The sequence below is a fragment of the Bacillus sp. JJ1533 genome (genome assembly GCF_036965045.1).
Taxonomy (GTDB): Bacteria; Bacillota; Bacilli; order Bacillales; family Bacillaceae_L; genus Ferdinandcohnia.
In genome coordinates, this window is sequence record NZ_JBALOV010000005.1 from 15,200 (window position 1) to 31,724 (window position 16,525).

Below are 16,525 nucleotides of genomic sequence, written 5' to 3' on the forward strand. Positions count from 1 at the left end.
TAGCCAAAAAGGCCGCAGGCATTTTTGACGTACTTCCTTGTTTGAAATAGGGTCAGCCAACCCCTACATTAAGTAACGAAGTTACGCCCACCAACCCAAATTAATCTAGAAATAAAACTCGAAAAGCAACGCCGCCAGTTTCACCAAAATTTCGCGTACAATCCGCTCAACTTTGACTTCAACATAACTCACATTCGTAACGAAGTTACGCCCACAAAGAGTTTTCTAATATTCGTACCATCACTCAAACGATTCCATCCCCTTGAGGGTACGATTAACCCTTTTTCATACCCTCACTCAATCCCATCCACCTCTCGAGGGTACGTTTACCTCCCCAGAACTCATCCAACCCATTCAATCCCCCAATAATCCATGTCCATATTTTTCTTCTATACTAATAACCTATTGTCCAACCCCCAAAATTATCAACCAAAATTAAAAGTTATTGCCAAAAACGAAAAAAGGACTACACAAAAGTAGCCCATAAATCACACTTCACTCTCCAAGTTCAATCGTAACCTCAAGCTCTTCCAAGAATTTGGGAGCTTTTTGTTTATAGGTAACAACACGGATATCCTCCTCAGCTACAGCAGCAACGAACTGTACCTCATATTGGTTTACAGCACCCTCTACTCGTTTTGGTGTTTTCTCCTGATGAAATGCTTCTCCGTTTTTCTTTTCAATCAAAATCCCATTTGCTTGCCAGAACGCATCATCGCCCATAGTTTCCACGGTCAGAGTTACTACTCCGTTTTCACTCTTAATGTCTAATACGGTAATTTCCCCAATCTCACCTTGTGAAAGCGTCAATTTTTCCCCTGTCCAGTCGCCTTTCACTTCTTCAACCTTGTCATTTCCAACAAGTAAATAAGGTTTAAACGTTAATGACTTTGGAACAATCTCAAGCGGCTCAAAGTAATAACGAAAGGTTTGTAACAGTTGACCGTTTTTCATAGGTCCTCCACCGCCACCTCCGCTTAACGGCTGAAGGACATTTCCTTGGTCATCAACGACTTGATAATCTAACCAATCATACTTTTTACTCTCAAAAACCTTTTCATCCACAATCTGACGAAACAAAATTTCCGTGCTCGTTGGGAAAAATGTCACTTTATCCACATGCATCGTTAAATCCTTCGTTTCCACTGTTTCATTTACAAGGTAAGCACGGTTATCTCCTTGCCTCGTGATTGGTAATTCAACTAGTACAGAATTCTTTTTATGTGTACCAATCCCAAGATTAAACTCATTAGGAAGTTCCTCACGAATACTAATACTCAAGATTCCCGCATAATCTCCGTTTTCCAATAATTCACCACGTTCGCCCATCCCATAGCTAACACCCTTCCCATCAATAGTTAACCGTAAGTCGGAAAGAAAGTCCGTTGAATAATTGTTATCCACTTGTGTATAAGATTCAATCAGATAACCTATATGAATCTGTGAACCATCATAAAGACTCTCAGTAAAAGTAACCACTTGCCCATTCATTTCTACTTGTTGCCCCAATAATGTGGTCAGCCCTTCTTCTTCTCCTTTTTGTGTTCCAATGTCCCCTACCATTTTAAAAATAGATCCGATTACAGGCACAGACCTCATCGTCTCAGCTAATGTTGGTGACATAAAGGATACCCCAAATAAAAGTACCCCCACAATAAATACTGCCGCAACTGGATAATAAAGGTGTGAAAATGACTTCTTTTTCGGAAGGGAACGAAGTGTTTCGTTCATACGCTGCTCCACACTTGCAGGAACCTGTGGGTTTGCTTTCTTTTTTATTTGCTCTTCCCATTTATCCATGATGATCCCTCCTCCTTTGCATCCCATAGCTCACGCATTTTTTCACGGGCACGACGTAATCTCGTTTTAATCGTATTTTCCGGAACCTCATAAATTTGAGCTAATTCTAGGATTGATATTCCCTCAATATGAAAAAGCTTTAACAATTGAGACTGCTCTTCCGATAACATACTAAGCATCTGTTCAACCTCAACCTCTTCATACCCGTGTTCATTCATATGAGGCTCTAACCATTCCTCCATCTTTATGACATTTTTTTTATGCCTTAACAGCTGGTAACATTCATTCAAAACAATTCGACACAACCAACTTTTGAAATAAGCTGGCTCTCTCAACGTATCAATCTTCTCGTATGCCTTAATGATCGCTTCCTGCATCGCATCTGCACAATCCTCATCATTTATTAAAATGGTCTTTGCTACGCGATACATCAGAAGCTTATGGGCCGTAATCAATTTTTCAAAGGAGGAATGGCTCCCACGCCTTGCCTTTTTCACCTCTTTAGCGATATCCAAATTATGCTCTCCTTTCCGAGTCAACCTATTCCTTAGATACAAGAAAACGGCAAAAGGTTTCAACAAACATAAAAATTTCATATCTAATAACCAAGTTCTGTTATAACGATTATATAAGGGATTGAATGATAGAGATAGTAGCTTAAATACAAGTAAATCCTCCATGTAAAAATTAATGAGACTACACCTTCTATCCAATTCTATTGAATTTATCAATATCCTCACACCTGTTAATCAACTCACGCAAAAAACCCTAAATAACACAAAAACCCCCAGGGCCAAAGGCCTCTGGGGGTCAATACTAAAATTAGTATTTGTTTTGTGTTACGTTTAATCGATTGATGGCACGTTTTAAAGCGAGCTCTGCTCGTTTAAAATCGACATGTTCTTGTTTCGCCTGCAAGCGTTGTTCAGCACGTTTCTTCGCCTCTTTTGCACGGTGAACATCAATATGCTCTGCTGTTTCAGCAGCTTGAGCAAGGATTGTTACTTGGTCAGGACGAACCTCGAGAAAGCCTCCACTCACAGCCACAAGTTCAGTGTTGCCTTCCTTCTTAAGTCTAACTGCTCCTACTTGAAGAGGAGCAACCATAGGAATATGTCCTGGTAAAATACCGAGCTCTCCGCTTTGAGCTTTGGCACTTACCATTTCCACATCAGCTTCATAAACTGGGCCATCAGGAGTCACGACATTGACTTTTACTGTCTTCATTTTACACCCTCCTAGGTCCCGTTAATTATGCTTCAACACCCATGTTCTTTCCAGCTTCTACTGCTTCTTCAATTCGACCAACTAGACGGAACGCATCTTCAGGAAGATAATCGTATTTACCTTCTAGGATTTCTTTGAATCCACGAACTGTTTCTTTAACAGGAACATAAGAACCTGGTTGACCAGTGAATTGCTCAGCAACGTGGAAGTTTTGAGATAAGAAGAATTGGATACGACGCGCACGGTGTACGGTTAACTTATCCTCATCGCCTAGCTCATCCATACCTAGGATTGCAATGATATCTTGCAGTTCACGGTAACGTTGTAGTGTTTGTTGTACTTGACGCGCAACTTCATAGTGCTCTTCTCCAACAATCTCAGGAGATAATGCACGAGATGTAGATGCTAATGGATCCACTGCAGGGTAAATACCCATCTCAGAAAGCTTACGCTCAAGGTTAGTTGTTGCGTCTAAGTGAGCAAACGTTGTAGCTGGAGCCGGGTCAGTATAGTCATCGGCAGGTACGTAAATCGCTTGGATTGACGTTACAGATCCAACGTTTGTTGATGTAATACGTTCTTGTAATTTACCCATCTCAGTTGCTAGAGTTGGTTGATAACCAACGGCAGATGGCATACGTCCAAGTAGGGCTGATACTTCAGAACCTGCTTGTGTGAAACGGAAAATGTTATCGATGAAGAATAACACGTCTTGTCCTTGCTCATCACGGAAGTATTCCGCCATTGTAAGACCAGTTAGTGCTACACGCATACGCGCACCTGGTGGTTCGTTCATCTGACCGAATACCATCGCTGTTTTTGAAATAACTCCAGAGTCTTTCATTTCGTAGTATAAGTCGTTTCCTTCACGAGTACGCTCACCTACACCAGCGAATACGGAAATACCACCATGTTCTTGTGCGATGTTGTTGATAAGCTCTTGGATAAGAACGGTTTTACCAACTCCCGCACCACCGAATAGACCGATTTTTCCACCTTTAATGTATGGAGCAAGAAGGTCTACTACTTTAATACCAGTTTCAAGAATTTCAACTTCTGTAGTGAGTTGTTCAAATGTTGGTGCCTCTCTGTGAATTGCATCACGACGTGCCTCAGCAGCTACTGGCTCATCAAGGTCAATGTTCTCACCTAAAACGTTAAATACACGTCCAAGGGTTACATCTCCAACTGGTACAGAAATTGGCTTACCAGTGTCAGTAACCTCTAATCCACGAACTACTCCGTCAGTAGATGACATCGCAATTGTACGTACAGTGTCATCACCTAGGTGAAGTGCAACTTCTAATGTTAAGTTGATATCAACTTCATTTTCGTTTCGCGCACTATGTTTAATCGTAAGGGCGTTATAAATCTCAGGAAGATGGCCGCTGTCAAACTGTACGTCTACAACAGGACCCATAACTTGGGTAACGCGTCCTTTTGTCATCGTTTTCCCTCCTAACTTACTTTTGGGCGGTCACTCAAAATTTTTCGCACACTTTGAATGCCTAATAAATCTATCTAATGTTGTAAAAATCCTACTCTAGTGCTGCTGCTCCACCGACAATTTCCGTAATTTCTTGCGTAATTGCCGCTTGACGGGCACGGTTGTATGAAAGAGTAAGTGAATCGATAAGCTCTTTCGCATTGTCTGTCGCATTTTTCATCGCAGTCATACGAGCGGAGTGTTCACTTGCTTTTCCATCTAAAAGTGCTCCGTAGATGAGACTTTCAGCATACTGAGGTAGCAATACCTCTAAGATATCTTCTTGTGAAGGTTCAAATTCATAAGAAGTTTGTTTTTTGTTTGCAGCTAAATCCGATAACGGTAATAGCTTTTTCTCTGTTACATCATGTTGAATCGCACTTACAAAGTGGTTATACCACATGTAAAGCTCATCATACGTACCATCAGCAAACATATTTACAGTTGCATTCGCAATATCCTTAATCTCAGCGAAAGATGGCTGATCAGATAAACCAGCGATTTCTAGGCTGACAGAAATTCCTCTTTTCACAAAGAAGTCACGGCCAACACGACCGATTGCAATGACTGTAAATTCGTCAGTGCTTTTATGACGTTTTTGCATCGCTTGGTATGCACCGCGAATCACGTTACTGTTATAGGCACCAGCTAATCCACGGTCAGATGTGATGACAATGTAAGCAGTCTTTTTAACAGGTCTGTGAAGTAGCATTGGATGACTTGCTTCCGAGCTGCCCACTGCGATATTCGCAACGACCTCTTGAATTTTTTCCATATATGGAACGAACGATTTTGCATTTGCTTCAGCACGGCTAAATTTAGATGCCGATACCATCTGCATCGCTTTTGTAATTTGACTTGTTTTCTTTGTTGATGTGATTCTAGTTTTTATATCACGTAAGGATGCCAAAGGTTCTCACCACCTTTTCCTCGATTTATCGTAAAACGCTTTGGAACCGAGTCTTCCTAGCTTTATTCAGATAAGCGACGAGCTATGAAAGCACGCCGCCTCTCATAATATAATCAAATGCGCCTTGGCGTATTTGCGCCCAGATTTTTTCGAGCATGCTCGAAAATTTTCCTTTGAAAATCGCATGTCTCCGCCGGAGGCTTTAACTTTAATCAGCCGGGGCTGAATAAAGTTAATTACTCAGATACCGCAAAAGTCTTTTTGAAGTCGTTGATCGCAGAAGCAAATACTTCGTCTTCTGGAAGCTTACCAGTTGACTTAATGTGATCAAAGATTTCAGCTTTACGGTTATGCTCTAACCATACGTAGTATTCTTCCTCGAAACGAGAAAGGTCTTCTACTGGAATATCATCTAAGAATCCACGAGTTAATGCATATAGAATCGCAACTTGCTTTTCTACTGATAGTGGCTTGTTTAGACCTTGTTTTAAAACTTCTACTGTACGTGCACCACGGTTAAGCTTCGCTTGAGTTGCTTTATCAAGATCTGAACCGAACTGAGCGAATGCTTCTAGTTCACGGTAAGAAGCAAGGTCAAGACGTAATGTACCTGATACCTTCTTCATTGCATTGATTTGCGCAGAACCCCCAACACGTGATACGGATAAACCTGCGTTAACGGCAGGACGTACACCTGAGAAGAATAAGTCAGATTGTAAGAAAATTTGTCCGTCAGTAATCGAGATAACGTTTGTTGGAATGTATGCAGATACGTCACCAGCTTGTGTTTCAATGAACGGTAAAGCTGTGATTGATCCGCCACCTTTTGCGTCAGAAAGCTTCGCAGCACGCTCTAAAAGGCGAGAGTGCAGGTAGAAAACATCCCCTGGATATGCTTCACGACCTGGAGGACGACGTAGTAATAATGAAAGTTCACGGTATGCAGATGCTTGTTTTGTTAAGTCATCATAGATAACTAAAACGTGCTTACCATTGTACATGAACTCTTCACCCATTGTTACACCCGCATATGGAGCTAAGAATAACATTGGAGCTGGTTGTGATGCAGAAGCAGTTACAACGATTGTGTAATCTAATGCACCGTTTTTACGTAATGTTTCAACAACACCACGAACTGTTGATTCTTTTTGACCAATTGCTACGTAAATACAGATCATATTTTCGTTCTTTTGGTTAAGAATTGTGTCGATTGCAACAGTTGTTTTACCTGTTTGACGGTCACCGATGATCAACTCACGCTGACCACGACCGATTGGAATTAATGCGTCAATCGCTTTGATACCAGTTTGTAGTGGTTCATGAACAGATTTACGGTCCATGATACCAGGAGCTGGACTTTCGATTGGACGAGTTTTTGTAGTTTCGATTGGACCAAGACCATCTACTGGCTGTCCTAGAGAGTTAACAACACGGCCGATCAATGCTTCACCAACTGGAACCTCCATGATACGTCCTGTACGACGTACTTCGTCACCTTCACGAATATCTGTGAAAGGACCAAGGATGATAATACCAACGTTGTTTTCTTCAAGGTTCTGTGCCATACCCATGACACCGTTTGAAAATTCAACGAGTTCTCCAGCCATGACATTGTCGAGGCCATGAGCACGTGCGATACCGTCACCGACACTGATAACCGTACCAACTTCGCTCACTTGTATTTCAGACTGATAGTTTTCAATTTGCTTTTTTATCAGCGCACTAATTTCTTCAGCTTTGATGCTCATGAATTTCACCCCTATCTTTTCGCAATAAGTTGACGCTCTAAGCGCTCTAACTTACCTTTTACACTTCCGTCAAATATACGATTTCCGATTCGAAGCTTCACGCCACCAATCAGACTTGGATCTACAATATTTTGAATACGTAATGAAGATTTTCCAACCTTGACCGCAAATACGCTGGAGATTCCTGCTTCCTCTGAGTCTGTTAAAGGACGGACAGAGTAGACAGTGGCATCTGCAATTCCGCGCTTGTCATTTGCTAATGTAATAAATTCATCCGCAACATCTGCAATGATATCTTCACGATGACGGTCAATAAGTAAATGTAACGTATTTAATGTCATCTGTGAAAAACCTTGGAATGCCTCTGTTACAATGGCTTTCTTCTTATCGACTGAAAGCTTTGGATTTCTTAATACGGATTGGAAATCATCGCTATTTGAAAACACTTGTTTTACTGTACGAATTTCTGCTTCATACTGATCAAGTGCATTTTGTTCACTTGCTAATTGAAAAAGAGCTACTGCATATCGCTTTGCTACGATTCCTCTGCTCATCGCCCTTCTCCTACCTCTTGAATATATTCGTTAATTAACTTCTCTTGATCTTCAAGGCTAAGTTCCTTTTCGATTACCTTAGAAGCAACTAACACTGAAAGTGATGCAACCTGTTCACGTAAAGCTGTAACAGCTTGTTCTTTTTCTTGAACGATTTCTTGCTTTGCAGCTTCCTTTAGACGGTTCGCTTCGTCACGAGCAGTTTGGATGATACTTTCCTTTTGCTCTTCACCTAATTTACGTGCATTTTCGATTAATTCAGCAGCTTCTGAACGTGATTTTTTAAGTAACTCACGTTGTTCTTCCGCTAATTTTTTCGCTTCTTGGTGATTTTGCTCTGCAGAATCAATTTCATTTGCGATATGTTCTTCACGTTGTTTCATGATATTCATGATTGGACCGAACGCAAATTTACGTAATAACGCTAATAAAATGATGAATACAACCAATTGGAAAATGATATCCCCAAGGTTCACTTGCAGTCCACCAGCGGCAGCGCCTAAGACAAAAAGATCTAACACCTAATATTCACTCCTTTCAGAGTTCCAATTTCGAATGGAAGTCCTTAATTTCATCATCACGTGCGAGATTGAGCACGATTCATTAATTTTTGGGTAATACAAAGGAATGGCGAAGGTTCTCTTGGAATGATCTTCGCCATTTTGTTAATGTTGCCTTCACTTTTAACAAGGAAAGCTTCAAGAAATCATCTTATGAGTTAGCGCCGAATGTCATGAACGCGATAACTACTGCGATGATAGGAATCGCCTCAACTAACGCAACCCCGATGAACATAGTAGTTTGAAGTTTACCTTGTGCTTCTGGTTGACGAGCAATCCCCTCAACTGTACGAGATACGATAAGACCGTTACCGATACCAGCACCTAGTGCTGCTAAACCAATTGCAATTGCTGCTGCTATTAAACCCATTGAAAAAGTCCTCCTTTAATTGTATAAAAAAATTTATTATTAATTGATTTTTGTTTGCCCAAAAAGTCTCATTTTGGACAAGGTTTATTTTTAATGGTCTGTACTCACTTTGTGAGAAATATAAACCATTGTTAACATTGTAAAGATGTATGCTTGGATGGCACCAACAAAGACACTAAATCCTTGCCATGCAATCATCGGAATAAAGGCTCCGATAGTACTTAGAATTCCTCCGAGAATGCCACTTTCATAACCACTTACTGCCATACCAGCAATTAATCCGAGTAGGATCTCACCGGCATAGATGTTACCAAACAGACGCAGTCCGAGAGTTAATGTGTTTGCAAATTCTTCGATAATTTTTAATGGGAACATAAATGACATAGGTTTAAAGAAATCTTTACCGTATTCCCTAGCACCCTTCATCTTAATTCCGTAGTAATGTGATAATCCAACAACCATAACTGCTAGAGTTAACGTAATCGTTGGATCAGCAGTTGGAGATTTCCACCACAATTCATGGCCCAAAATAATCGCAAACGGCAACCCTAGAAAGTTTGATACAAGGATATACATAATTAATGTTATCCCTAATACTTGGAAGCGTCCGCCTGTTTGCCAGTCCATTGAACTTTTAATAATTCCTCGAACAAAGTCCATGACCCATTCCATAAAGTTCTGAGCACCGGTTGGCTTCATTGCAAGGGTACGAGTTCCAAGAACCGCGATAATGAATACAATCACACTAGCGATTGTGATCATCAGCATGTTAGATTTACTAAACCAAAGTCCAAACAATTCAAACGTAGGAGCTTCGTGACCCAACAGTATTCACCTCTCTTCCCATATTGTCCAGCGCAAACCTGGGTTTTGCGCTTTAGTCTATTTATGAAGTTTTTGAAAAAAGAAATCTATCATAATGACAAAATAAGCTGTCATTAATCCAATAACCATACTACCTAAGTGAAACATTTCTGGATATTCCATTACGACTAGTACTGCTAAACCAGCAACCGCCATACGAGACATTGTTCCAAGTGAACGAACGGTTCGTCCCTCTTCAAAAGCTTTCGTAAATTGCTTGTTCTTCCGAGCCAGTGTGAGTAGAATCCACAAACTTCCTAGTGTCCCTAATATTAGTCCTAAGAAGACCGATTTATATGCAGTGAATCCCCAGCCCAGTACATAGATTGACAGTAAGTAGAATATGTATTTACGATATCTCGTAAACGCTATGGAAAGATCCTGCATATCGAGTTAATCTCCTGAAAAAAAGTGATTGACTAGTCGAAGTGTTGCATAGACTCCTGCTGCTAGTCCTAATAGAAGGCCAAGAATTAAAAATAGTGGCTCCGTGTGTAGCATTCGATCAATCCATCTACCGAGGAAAATGCCTACTAGAATTGACCCTACTAACTGAGATAGAATACCAGACATAAGCGCATAAGCTCGTAAAGGATGCTTGTCATTTTTAGGCATCAACATACCTCACTTTACGTGTCTGAGATAGGTTTCCGACATGTCAGAAAATACTTAATTTTTCAAGTAATTTCAATATGTAAACCTTCTCATTCATACCCTTTGTAAGCATACAATAGGCACCTATTAATGTCAATTGTTTGCAGGGAAAAAGTTCAGTTTCTCACAAGCGATTTCAACGTGTTTCATATTGCTTACAAAAGGCGCTTTAATCAACATTTTTGTTAGTCCTACTGATATAGTACTAACTCAATAAACGATCATCGTTCACAAAAAGTTCATAATTGCATAGGCGACCAAAACCTAATGGCCGCCTATCATTGTATCTTCAAAAGAGATTTCTGTTTCAAGTATATCCTCTTTGCCAGCTTTTTTAACAAATATAATCGCCTTGTAAATCCCGCTTAAGTTTTGCTCTTTGCGATTCACTTCTTTCTCTATTAATCCCCTTGCGACATTTCGATCCCAATCTAAAAAGCTCACGAACCTCAAACTATCAGGATTATACAGTACGATTCCATACTCATCCGCACCACCTGGTAAGTATAATTCATAGCGGAACACATCCTCCTTATCCCCTTTTCCAAATTGAAAGCCCATAATTCGAGGATAATCAGGTTCTTCAATCACATACATATATGGAATGTGATAACGATTTTTCCCTTCTTTTAAAAACAAATTCCCATGGTGTAAACCTGCACCGATGATACTTGGTGTGATATCAAGTCGGATTGTAATCACCTTTTTTTGCTTCGGTTCTACAGTAAAGGGAATGGGCAAGTCCCATTGGATTCCTTTCATGTTCTTTGGGATTTCAAAGGAATACTTCTTTTCTTCATTGGACTGATTATCTACCGTTATTTTGATACTTTTTTCTGTGCGTTTATCCTGATGATAAAGCATCCCCGCGGAAATAGACCCTGGATAGATGAGCGTTTCTGAGTGGATGGCTTCATGAAGTTGTATTCTACCCGCTCCTTGTTCATATGGCTTGTATAAGGTGCCATCCTCTTTTTTTAAAAGTCGTGCCGTATTCATCAGTGACGCTTTTATTTGTTCAGGTGTCCAATCCGGGTGAGCCTGTTTTAACAGCGCACTCGCTCCAGCCACGTGTGGTGCTGCCATACTTGTTCCTTGCATCTCTTCATACCCATTTGGAATCGTACTATCTATCGCGACTCCAGGCGCCACCACATCAGGCTTAATTGCCCAAGTGTGAGTAACGGGCCCTCGGGAACTAAACGAGGCAATTGTGTCTTTTACTTGCTTATATGAGGTTGTGACAACATTATTTTGGGATTTAATTTGTTTTTTTAGCCATTCCCCGTCAGCCTTTGAAAGGGAGGCAACGGGTATTGGAAGGTCCTTATCAAGCGCACCAGAGAAGTTCCCATCTGTGTTGTTATAGATAAGCACCGCGATTGCTTCTGCTTCGAGTGCACGAACAGCTTTTTCAGTAAATGTGATTTGTCCTCTTTCCATAAGAACAATTTTGTTTTTTGCTTTCGGGAATGTTTCTTCCGTACCCATTCCCGCAGGAACAATATTATATTTTTTTTGAAGCTTCCATGGGATTGAACCTTGAAGTGGTTGGAGCTCAATTTTTCGTTTGGCAAATCCTACTGTAATGTAGGGAAGTGTCATGGGTGGTGTCGATGCGCCAACGGATATTGCCTTTGAAGATGTTCCAGGTGAACCCACCGTCCAAACCTTTGGTCCTGAATTTCCACTGGAAGTGACCGCGACAATCCCTTTTTCTGTCGCTTTATCTAGCGCAAGACTTGTTGGCCAGTCTGGTCCATTAATGGTATTACCAAGTGAAAGATTAATCACATCAACTTTATCCTCAATTGCCTTGTCAATCGCAGCAATTACCTGTTCGGAGGTTCCCATTCCCCCTGGACCTAGAGCACGGTAGCCGATGATGTCAGCCTCGGGCGCAACCCCTTTAATTTTTCCATTTGCCGCAATGATACCCGCCACATGAGTCCCATGTGAGGTGTTACGCCCTTCAGCTCCCTTCGTCTCCATCGGGTCGTCGTCACCATCGACGAGGTCATAGCCACCTTTATAGTTTCGACTCAGGTCTGGGTGTGTGTAATCAACACCGGTATCAATCACCCCAACCTTGACTCCTTTTCCAGTTAAACGATGATTCTTTTTATCAAAATGACTGCGGATTTCGTCCCCGCCAATAAAAGGGACACTCTCCTCAACAGAAGCTTGATAGGTAGCAACTGGGGAACTATACTTGATGCCAAATTCTGTTTTTAATTTTTGAATATCACGTCTTTTTCCCGTTACAGAAAAACCAGGAAATACATGCTTGTAAATGTGGTTAATGTTAATGGAGGAATAGTTTGTTTTAGTTATTTTAAGTAAAGACTGAAATTGGTTTTCGTCTGTAATGATGATTTCATGCACCAGTTCTTCCATATCTTCAATGGGCAATGGAGGCCTGTCCGGAAAACGGTGTGCATGAGCAGGAATACTTGAAAATAGAAGGGCACTACACATACAAATTGCAAATAACATTTTCACAAAAAAACCACCTCTTTGAGATAGCATTTCTCAAAAGGTGGTCGAATATGTGGGTTCTAGTTGCAGCGCCTAGAAACTCGAGAAACTTCAACTCCTCCTACAGAGGCAAAATACCCCTCTTTGTCGGAGCCTCGACGCACAGGACGTGCTAATGCCGACGTCGCCACAGGACGTGGCGATTTTAGTCGGCCAGTTTTCTCGTTTCTGATCAAGGCGCTTCCACTTTTCGGTTTATTTTGTTCCAAACAAACGGTCTCCTGCGTCCCCTAGACCCGGAACGATATAACCGTGGTCATTCAACTGCTCATCAAGTGCTGCGATGTAAATATCGACATCAGGATGGGCACTTTTCATGGCTTCCACACCCTCAGGTGCTGCAACTAGGCACATAAATTTAATATTCGTAGCGCCACGTTTCTTTAATGCATTGATCGCTTCAACTGCTGAGCCACCTGTTGCAAGCATTGGATCTACCACGATGAATTCACGCTCTTTAATATCAGACGGCATTTTAAAATAATACTCAACCGGCTGCAGGGTTTCAGGATCTCGGTAAAGACCAATATGCCCTACCTTTGCTGCTGGGATCAAACGTAAGATTCCGTCTACCATACCCAAACCAGCACGAAGAATTGGCACAATTCCAATTTTCTTCCCAGACAAAATTTTAGATTTCGCCTTACCTACTGGTGTTGTAACCTCTACTTCCTCGAGTGTCATATCACGCGTAATCTCAAACGCCATTAAACTTGCGACTTCGTCAACTAATTCACGAAATTCTTTCGTACCCGTATTGATATCGCGTATGTATGTAAGCTTATGCTGAATAAGTGGGTGATCAAAAACGTACACTTTCCCCATCGTTCATCTCTCCTTTTTTGAGTATGCTTCTTTTAGATTTTCCTGCAGATGAAAAAATAACCACGAACTTCATTTTTCACACTGCAATAAATTTTACAGAAAAAATAAAGCATGTTCAAGACGAAACTCGAAAATACACAGAATGCTCCTATTTTAATTTATAAAGGAAAGTAATTTACAATTTTATACAAAAGTGATATCATAATAATATAAGTTAAATATCCAAATGAATTGGAGTTGATCTCATGAAAGAAAAACAAGTTTGGAAGATTAATGGGTTTTTAGGTGTACTTGTTATTGCTGTTTTCATCGCATTAGCTCTTATGATGTTGATTAACACAAAAATCGTGTTTGGGGTTCTTTTTGCCGCTCTTGCAGTGATATTAGCTTCGGGAATTACCATTATTCAACCTAATAAAGCCGGAGTTGTAATCTTCTTTGGTAAATATTTAGGAACGATTCGCGAAAGTGGGATGTTTTTAACGGTTCCATTTTCATTACGCCGCACCGTGTCATTACGTGTTAACAACTTTAATAGTAAAAAGCTCAAAGTAAACGACGTCGAAGGAAATCCAATTGAAATCGCTGCAGTAATTGTGTATAAGGTCGTTGATACTGCTAAAGCGGTATTTGATGTGGACCATTATGAGGAATTCGTTGAAATTCAAAGTGAAACAGCGATCCGCCATGTCGCAACTCGCTATCCCTATGACACTTTTGAAAATGTTGAGCTAACATTGCGCGGAAATTCCGAGGAAATCTCAAATGAGTTAGCTGCAGAGCTACAGGACCGTTTAAAGGTAGCAGGCGTACAGGTGTTAGAAGCCCGTCTCACTCATCTTGCCTACTCAACTGAAATCGCCCAAGCGATGCTACAACGTCAGCAAGCCACAGCCATTATTGCAGCTCGTCAAAAAATCGTTGAAGGTGCGGTTGGCATGGCACAAATGGCAATCAAGCAGCTCGAACAGGATAAAACCGTTGACCTAGATGATGAGCGCAAGGTACAGATGGTGAATAACCTGCTTGTCGCAATCGTCTCTGAAAAATCAACTCAACCTGTTATCAACGCAGGAACTCTCTATTGATGAGTGACAAGCATGTCTAAAAAAAAGAGCTTTCCATTACGAGTAGATCCGGACCTCTATGAAATATTACAAAAATGGGCTGCCGATGATTTCCGAAGTGTCAACAGCCATATCGAGTTTCTATTAAGAGAAGCAGCAAAAAAAGCAGGAAGAATACCTAAAAATAAACAGTAACTTTGGGGTTGCGCTTGGACTTGGCTCCAGGCGCTTTGCTTTTGGCTGAGGAATGAGTGGCTTGGGGAATATGAATGAGGGTTTCTCATGGATATCGGACGAAATTTTGATTATATCGCACACATTTTTCAATTTCTCGGACTCTAAATAATTGTGCCCTAACTAAAAAAGCAGGCCTCCATTATAGGAGCCCTGCCTTCTAAACTTCTTAATACTCTTTATAAAGTACAAACTTGCTAGTTAATTCTTCAACACGCTGGCTTGCTTCAGCTAACTTCGCTTCGTCCTCTGCATTTTTCAAAGCAAATGCGATGATTGATGCAATTTCATCCATGTCCTCTAAACCAAAGCCTCTGCTTGTTACAGCAGCAGTCCCGATACGGATACCACTTGTAACAAATGGGCTTTCCGGATCAAATGGAATGGTGTTTTTGTTCACGGTAATACCGATATCATCAAGGACCTTTTCAGCCACTTTACCAGTTAGGCCTAATGAACGAACATCTACTAGTAATAAGTGATTGTCAGTTCCGCCAGATACTAAGCTCAAGCCTTCCTTTTGTAATGACTCAGCTAGTCTAGCCGCATTGTCAACGATATTTTTAGTGTATTGCTTAAATTCATCTGTTAATGCTTCCCCGAATGCAACTGCCTTCGCAGCAATCACGTGCATTAATGGACCACCTTGGATTCCAGGAAAGATGGACTTATCGATTTTCTTCGCGAATTCTTCTTTACAAAGAATCATACCACCACGTGGGCCACGTAATGTTTTATGAGTTGTTGTAGTAACGAAATCCGCATATGGTACTGGGTTTTCATGAATACCCGTTGCCACTAATCCTGCGATATGAGCCATGTCCACCATTAAGTAAGCGCCCACTTCGTCCGCAATTTCTCTAAACTTTTTAAAATCAATTGCACGAGGGTACGCACTTGCACCAGCAACGATAAGCTTCGGCTTATGTTCTTGAGCTTTTGCACGTACATCGTCGTAATTGATTTGATGTGTTTCAGGATCGACTCCATACTCCACGAAATTATATTGAATTCCACTGAAGTTTACCGGACTACCATGTGTTAAATGTCCACCATGGGAAAGATTCATCCCAAGTACTGTGTCACCCTGTTCTAGGATTGTAAAATATACAGCCATATTTGCTTGAGCTCCAGAGTGTGGCTGCACATTTGCATGCTCAGCGCCGAAGATTTCCTTCGCACGGTCTCTTGCAATGTTCTCCACAACATCCACATGTTCACAACCGCCATAGTAACGACGGCCAGGATATCCTTCTGCATATTTATTTGTTAATACAGAACCTTGGGCTTCCATGACTGCTTCACTTACAAAGTTTTCAGATGCAATCAGTTCAATTTTCGTACGTTGTCTTTTTAATTCATCTTGTATTGCATGAAATACTTGTTGATCTTGCTCCGATAAATGTTTCATTTGGAATCCTCCTTTTATTTCTATTATGAATTATTCGCTAATTTTAAAAATACTTTTCCATTGTAACACTTTTATTCGGTTGTAGGAAGATTAAGTTTTTAATTTAATTTTCATCGAAATCGTTAAAAAACGAGGAAAAGGGCGGTTAAAGCAGTGCCAGTATTGGTTTTAATAGAAACCTAATAAAATAGCAGTTTTTTATAAAACACGAACATTTAACTAACATTTGCAAGTTATCGTTCATTTAATAAAAAGAGACAAGGCTCCCTCCCCTGTC

17 protein-coding genes are annotated in these 16,525 nt (G+C 40.8%); 2 read left to right on the forward strand and 15 right to left on the reverse strand.

Translation table 11 applies throughout. The annotated features are described in order from the left end of the window. Positions 1 to 495: 495 nt before the first annotated feature. The 14 genes from V7138_RS02750 to upp form a co-directional block, all read right to left on the reverse strand. On the reverse strand, positions 496 to 1,800 hold the full coding sequence (locus tag V7138_RS02750; protein ID WP_335394056.1) for a DUF4179 domain-containing protein: 1,305 nt from the start codon (positions 1,798 to 1,800) through the stop codon (positions 496 to 498). Next, positions 1,776 to 2,315, reverse strand: a complete 540-nt coding sequence (locus tag V7138_RS02755) for a sigma-70 family RNA polymerase sigma factor (protein ID WP_335394058.1) — start codon at positions 2,313 to 2,315, stop codon at positions 1,776 to 1,778. The genes V7138_RS02750 and V7138_RS02755 overlap by 25 nt, the downstream gene beginning before the upstream one ends. Before the next feature lie 307 nt (positions 2,316 to 2,622). Next, positions 2,623 to 3,027, reverse strand: coding sequence for a F0F1 ATP synthase subunit epsilon (locus V7138_RS02760; RefSeq protein ID WP_335394060.1), 405 nt, complete (start codon positions 3,025 to 3,027; stop codon positions 2,623 to 2,625). Between the two features lie 25 nt (positions 3,028 to 3,052). Then, positions 3,053 to 4,474 carry a F0F1 ATP synthase subunit beta gene (gene atpD / locus V7138_RS02765; protein ID WP_335394062.1) on the reverse strand — a complete coding sequence of 474 codons (1,422 nt, stop codon included), beginning with the start codon at positions 4,472 to 4,474 and terminating at the stop codon, positions 3,053 to 3,055. A gap of 91 nt (positions 4,475 to 4,565) precedes the next feature. Then, positions 4,566 to 5,423 carry a F0F1 ATP synthase subunit gamma gene (locus V7138_RS02770; RefSeq protein WP_335394064.1) on the reverse strand — a complete coding sequence of 286 codons (858 nt, stop codon included), beginning with the start codon at positions 5,421 to 5,423 and terminating at the stop codon, positions 4,566 to 4,568. A gap of 236 nt (positions 5,424 to 5,659) precedes the next feature. After that, a complete protein-coding gene (atpA, locus tag V7138_RS02775) occupies positions 5,660 to 7,171 on the reverse strand; it encodes a F0F1 ATP synthase subunit alpha (RefSeq protein ID WP_335394066.1) in 1,512 nt (503 codons plus the stop codon). Positions 7,172 to 7,182: 11 nt separating this feature from the next. Further along, on the reverse strand, positions 7,183 to 7,725 hold the full coding sequence (locus V7138_RS02780) for a F0F1 ATP synthase subunit delta (RefSeq protein WP_335394068.1): 543 nt from the start codon (positions 7,723 to 7,725) through the stop codon (positions 7,183 to 7,185). Next, positions 7,722 to 8,246 carry a F0F1 ATP synthase subunit B gene (gene atpF / locus V7138_RS02785; RefSeq protein WP_335394070.1) on the reverse strand — a complete coding sequence of 175 codons (525 nt, stop codon included), beginning with the start codon at positions 8,244 to 8,246 and terminating at the stop codon, positions 7,722 to 7,724. Before atpF ends, V7138_RS02780 begins: the two co-directional genes overlap by 4 nt. Before the next feature lie 190 nt (positions 8,247 to 8,436). Then, positions 8,437 to 8,655 (reverse strand): F0F1 ATP synthase subunit C, encoded by a 219-nt coding sequence (gene atpE, locus V7138_RS02790; RefSeq protein ID WP_335394071.1) that lies wholly within the window; start codon positions 8,653 to 8,655, stop codon positions 8,437 to 8,439. A gap of 90 nt (positions 8,656 to 8,745) precedes the next feature. Then, positions 8,746 to 9,480: a F0F1 ATP synthase subunit A gene (atpB, locus tag V7138_RS02795; RefSeq protein ID WP_335394073.1), complete on the reverse strand. Its 735-nt coding sequence runs from the start codon at positions 9,478 to 9,480 to the stop codon at positions 8,746 to 8,748. Positions 9,481 to 9,537: 57 nt separating this feature from the next. Continuing rightward, positions 9,538 to 9,906, reverse strand: a complete 369-nt coding sequence (locus tag V7138_RS02800; RefSeq protein WP_335394075.1) for an ATP synthase subunit I — start codon at positions 9,904 to 9,906, stop codon at positions 9,538 to 9,540. A gap of 6 nt (positions 9,907 to 9,912) precedes the next feature. Continuing rightward, complete coding sequence (locus V7138_RS02805; protein WP_335394077.1) at positions 9,913 to 10,134, reverse strand: AtpZ/AtpI family protein; 222 nt, start codon at positions 10,132 to 10,134, stop codon at positions 9,913 to 9,915. Between the two features lie 303 nt (positions 10,135 to 10,437). After that, positions 10,438 to 12,669 carry a S8 family serine peptidase gene (locus V7138_RS02810; protein ID WP_335394344.1) on the reverse strand — a complete coding sequence of 744 codons (2,232 nt, stop codon included), beginning with the start codon at positions 12,667 to 12,669 and terminating at the stop codon, positions 10,438 to 10,440. A 237-nt stretch (positions 12,670 to 12,906) separates the two neighbouring features. Next, positions 12,907 to 13,536: a uracil phosphoribosyltransferase gene (gene upp / locus V7138_RS02815; RefSeq protein WP_335394079.1), complete on the reverse strand. Its 630-nt coding sequence runs from the start codon at positions 13,534 to 13,536 to the stop codon at positions 12,907 to 12,909. Positions 13,537 to 13,781: 245 nt separating this feature from the next. Between upp and V7138_RS02820 the strand changes: the two genes are divergently transcribed. Both V7138_RS02820 and V7138_RS02825 read left to right on the forward strand, forming a co-directional pair. Beyond that, positions 13,782 to 14,624, forward strand: a complete 843-nt coding sequence (locus V7138_RS02820; protein ID WP_335394081.1) for an SPFH domain-containing protein — start codon at positions 13,782 to 13,784, stop codon at positions 14,622 to 14,624. A 12-nt stretch (positions 14,625 to 14,636) separates the two neighbouring features. Beyond that, a complete protein-coding gene (locus tag V7138_RS02825) occupies positions 14,637 to 14,798 on the forward strand; it encodes an Arc family DNA-binding protein (RefSeq protein WP_335394082.1) in 162 nt (53 codons plus the stop codon). A gap of 208 nt (positions 14,799 to 15,006) precedes the next feature. Here V7138_RS02825 and glyA read toward each other — a convergent pair whose 3' ends face one another. Continuing rightward, positions 15,007 to 16,248 (reverse strand): serine hydroxymethyltransferase, encoded by a 1,242-nt coding sequence (glyA, locus tag V7138_RS02830; protein ID WP_335394084.1) that lies wholly within the window; start codon positions 16,246 to 16,248, stop codon positions 15,007 to 15,009. Positions 16,249 to 16,525: the final 277 nt, after the last annotated feature.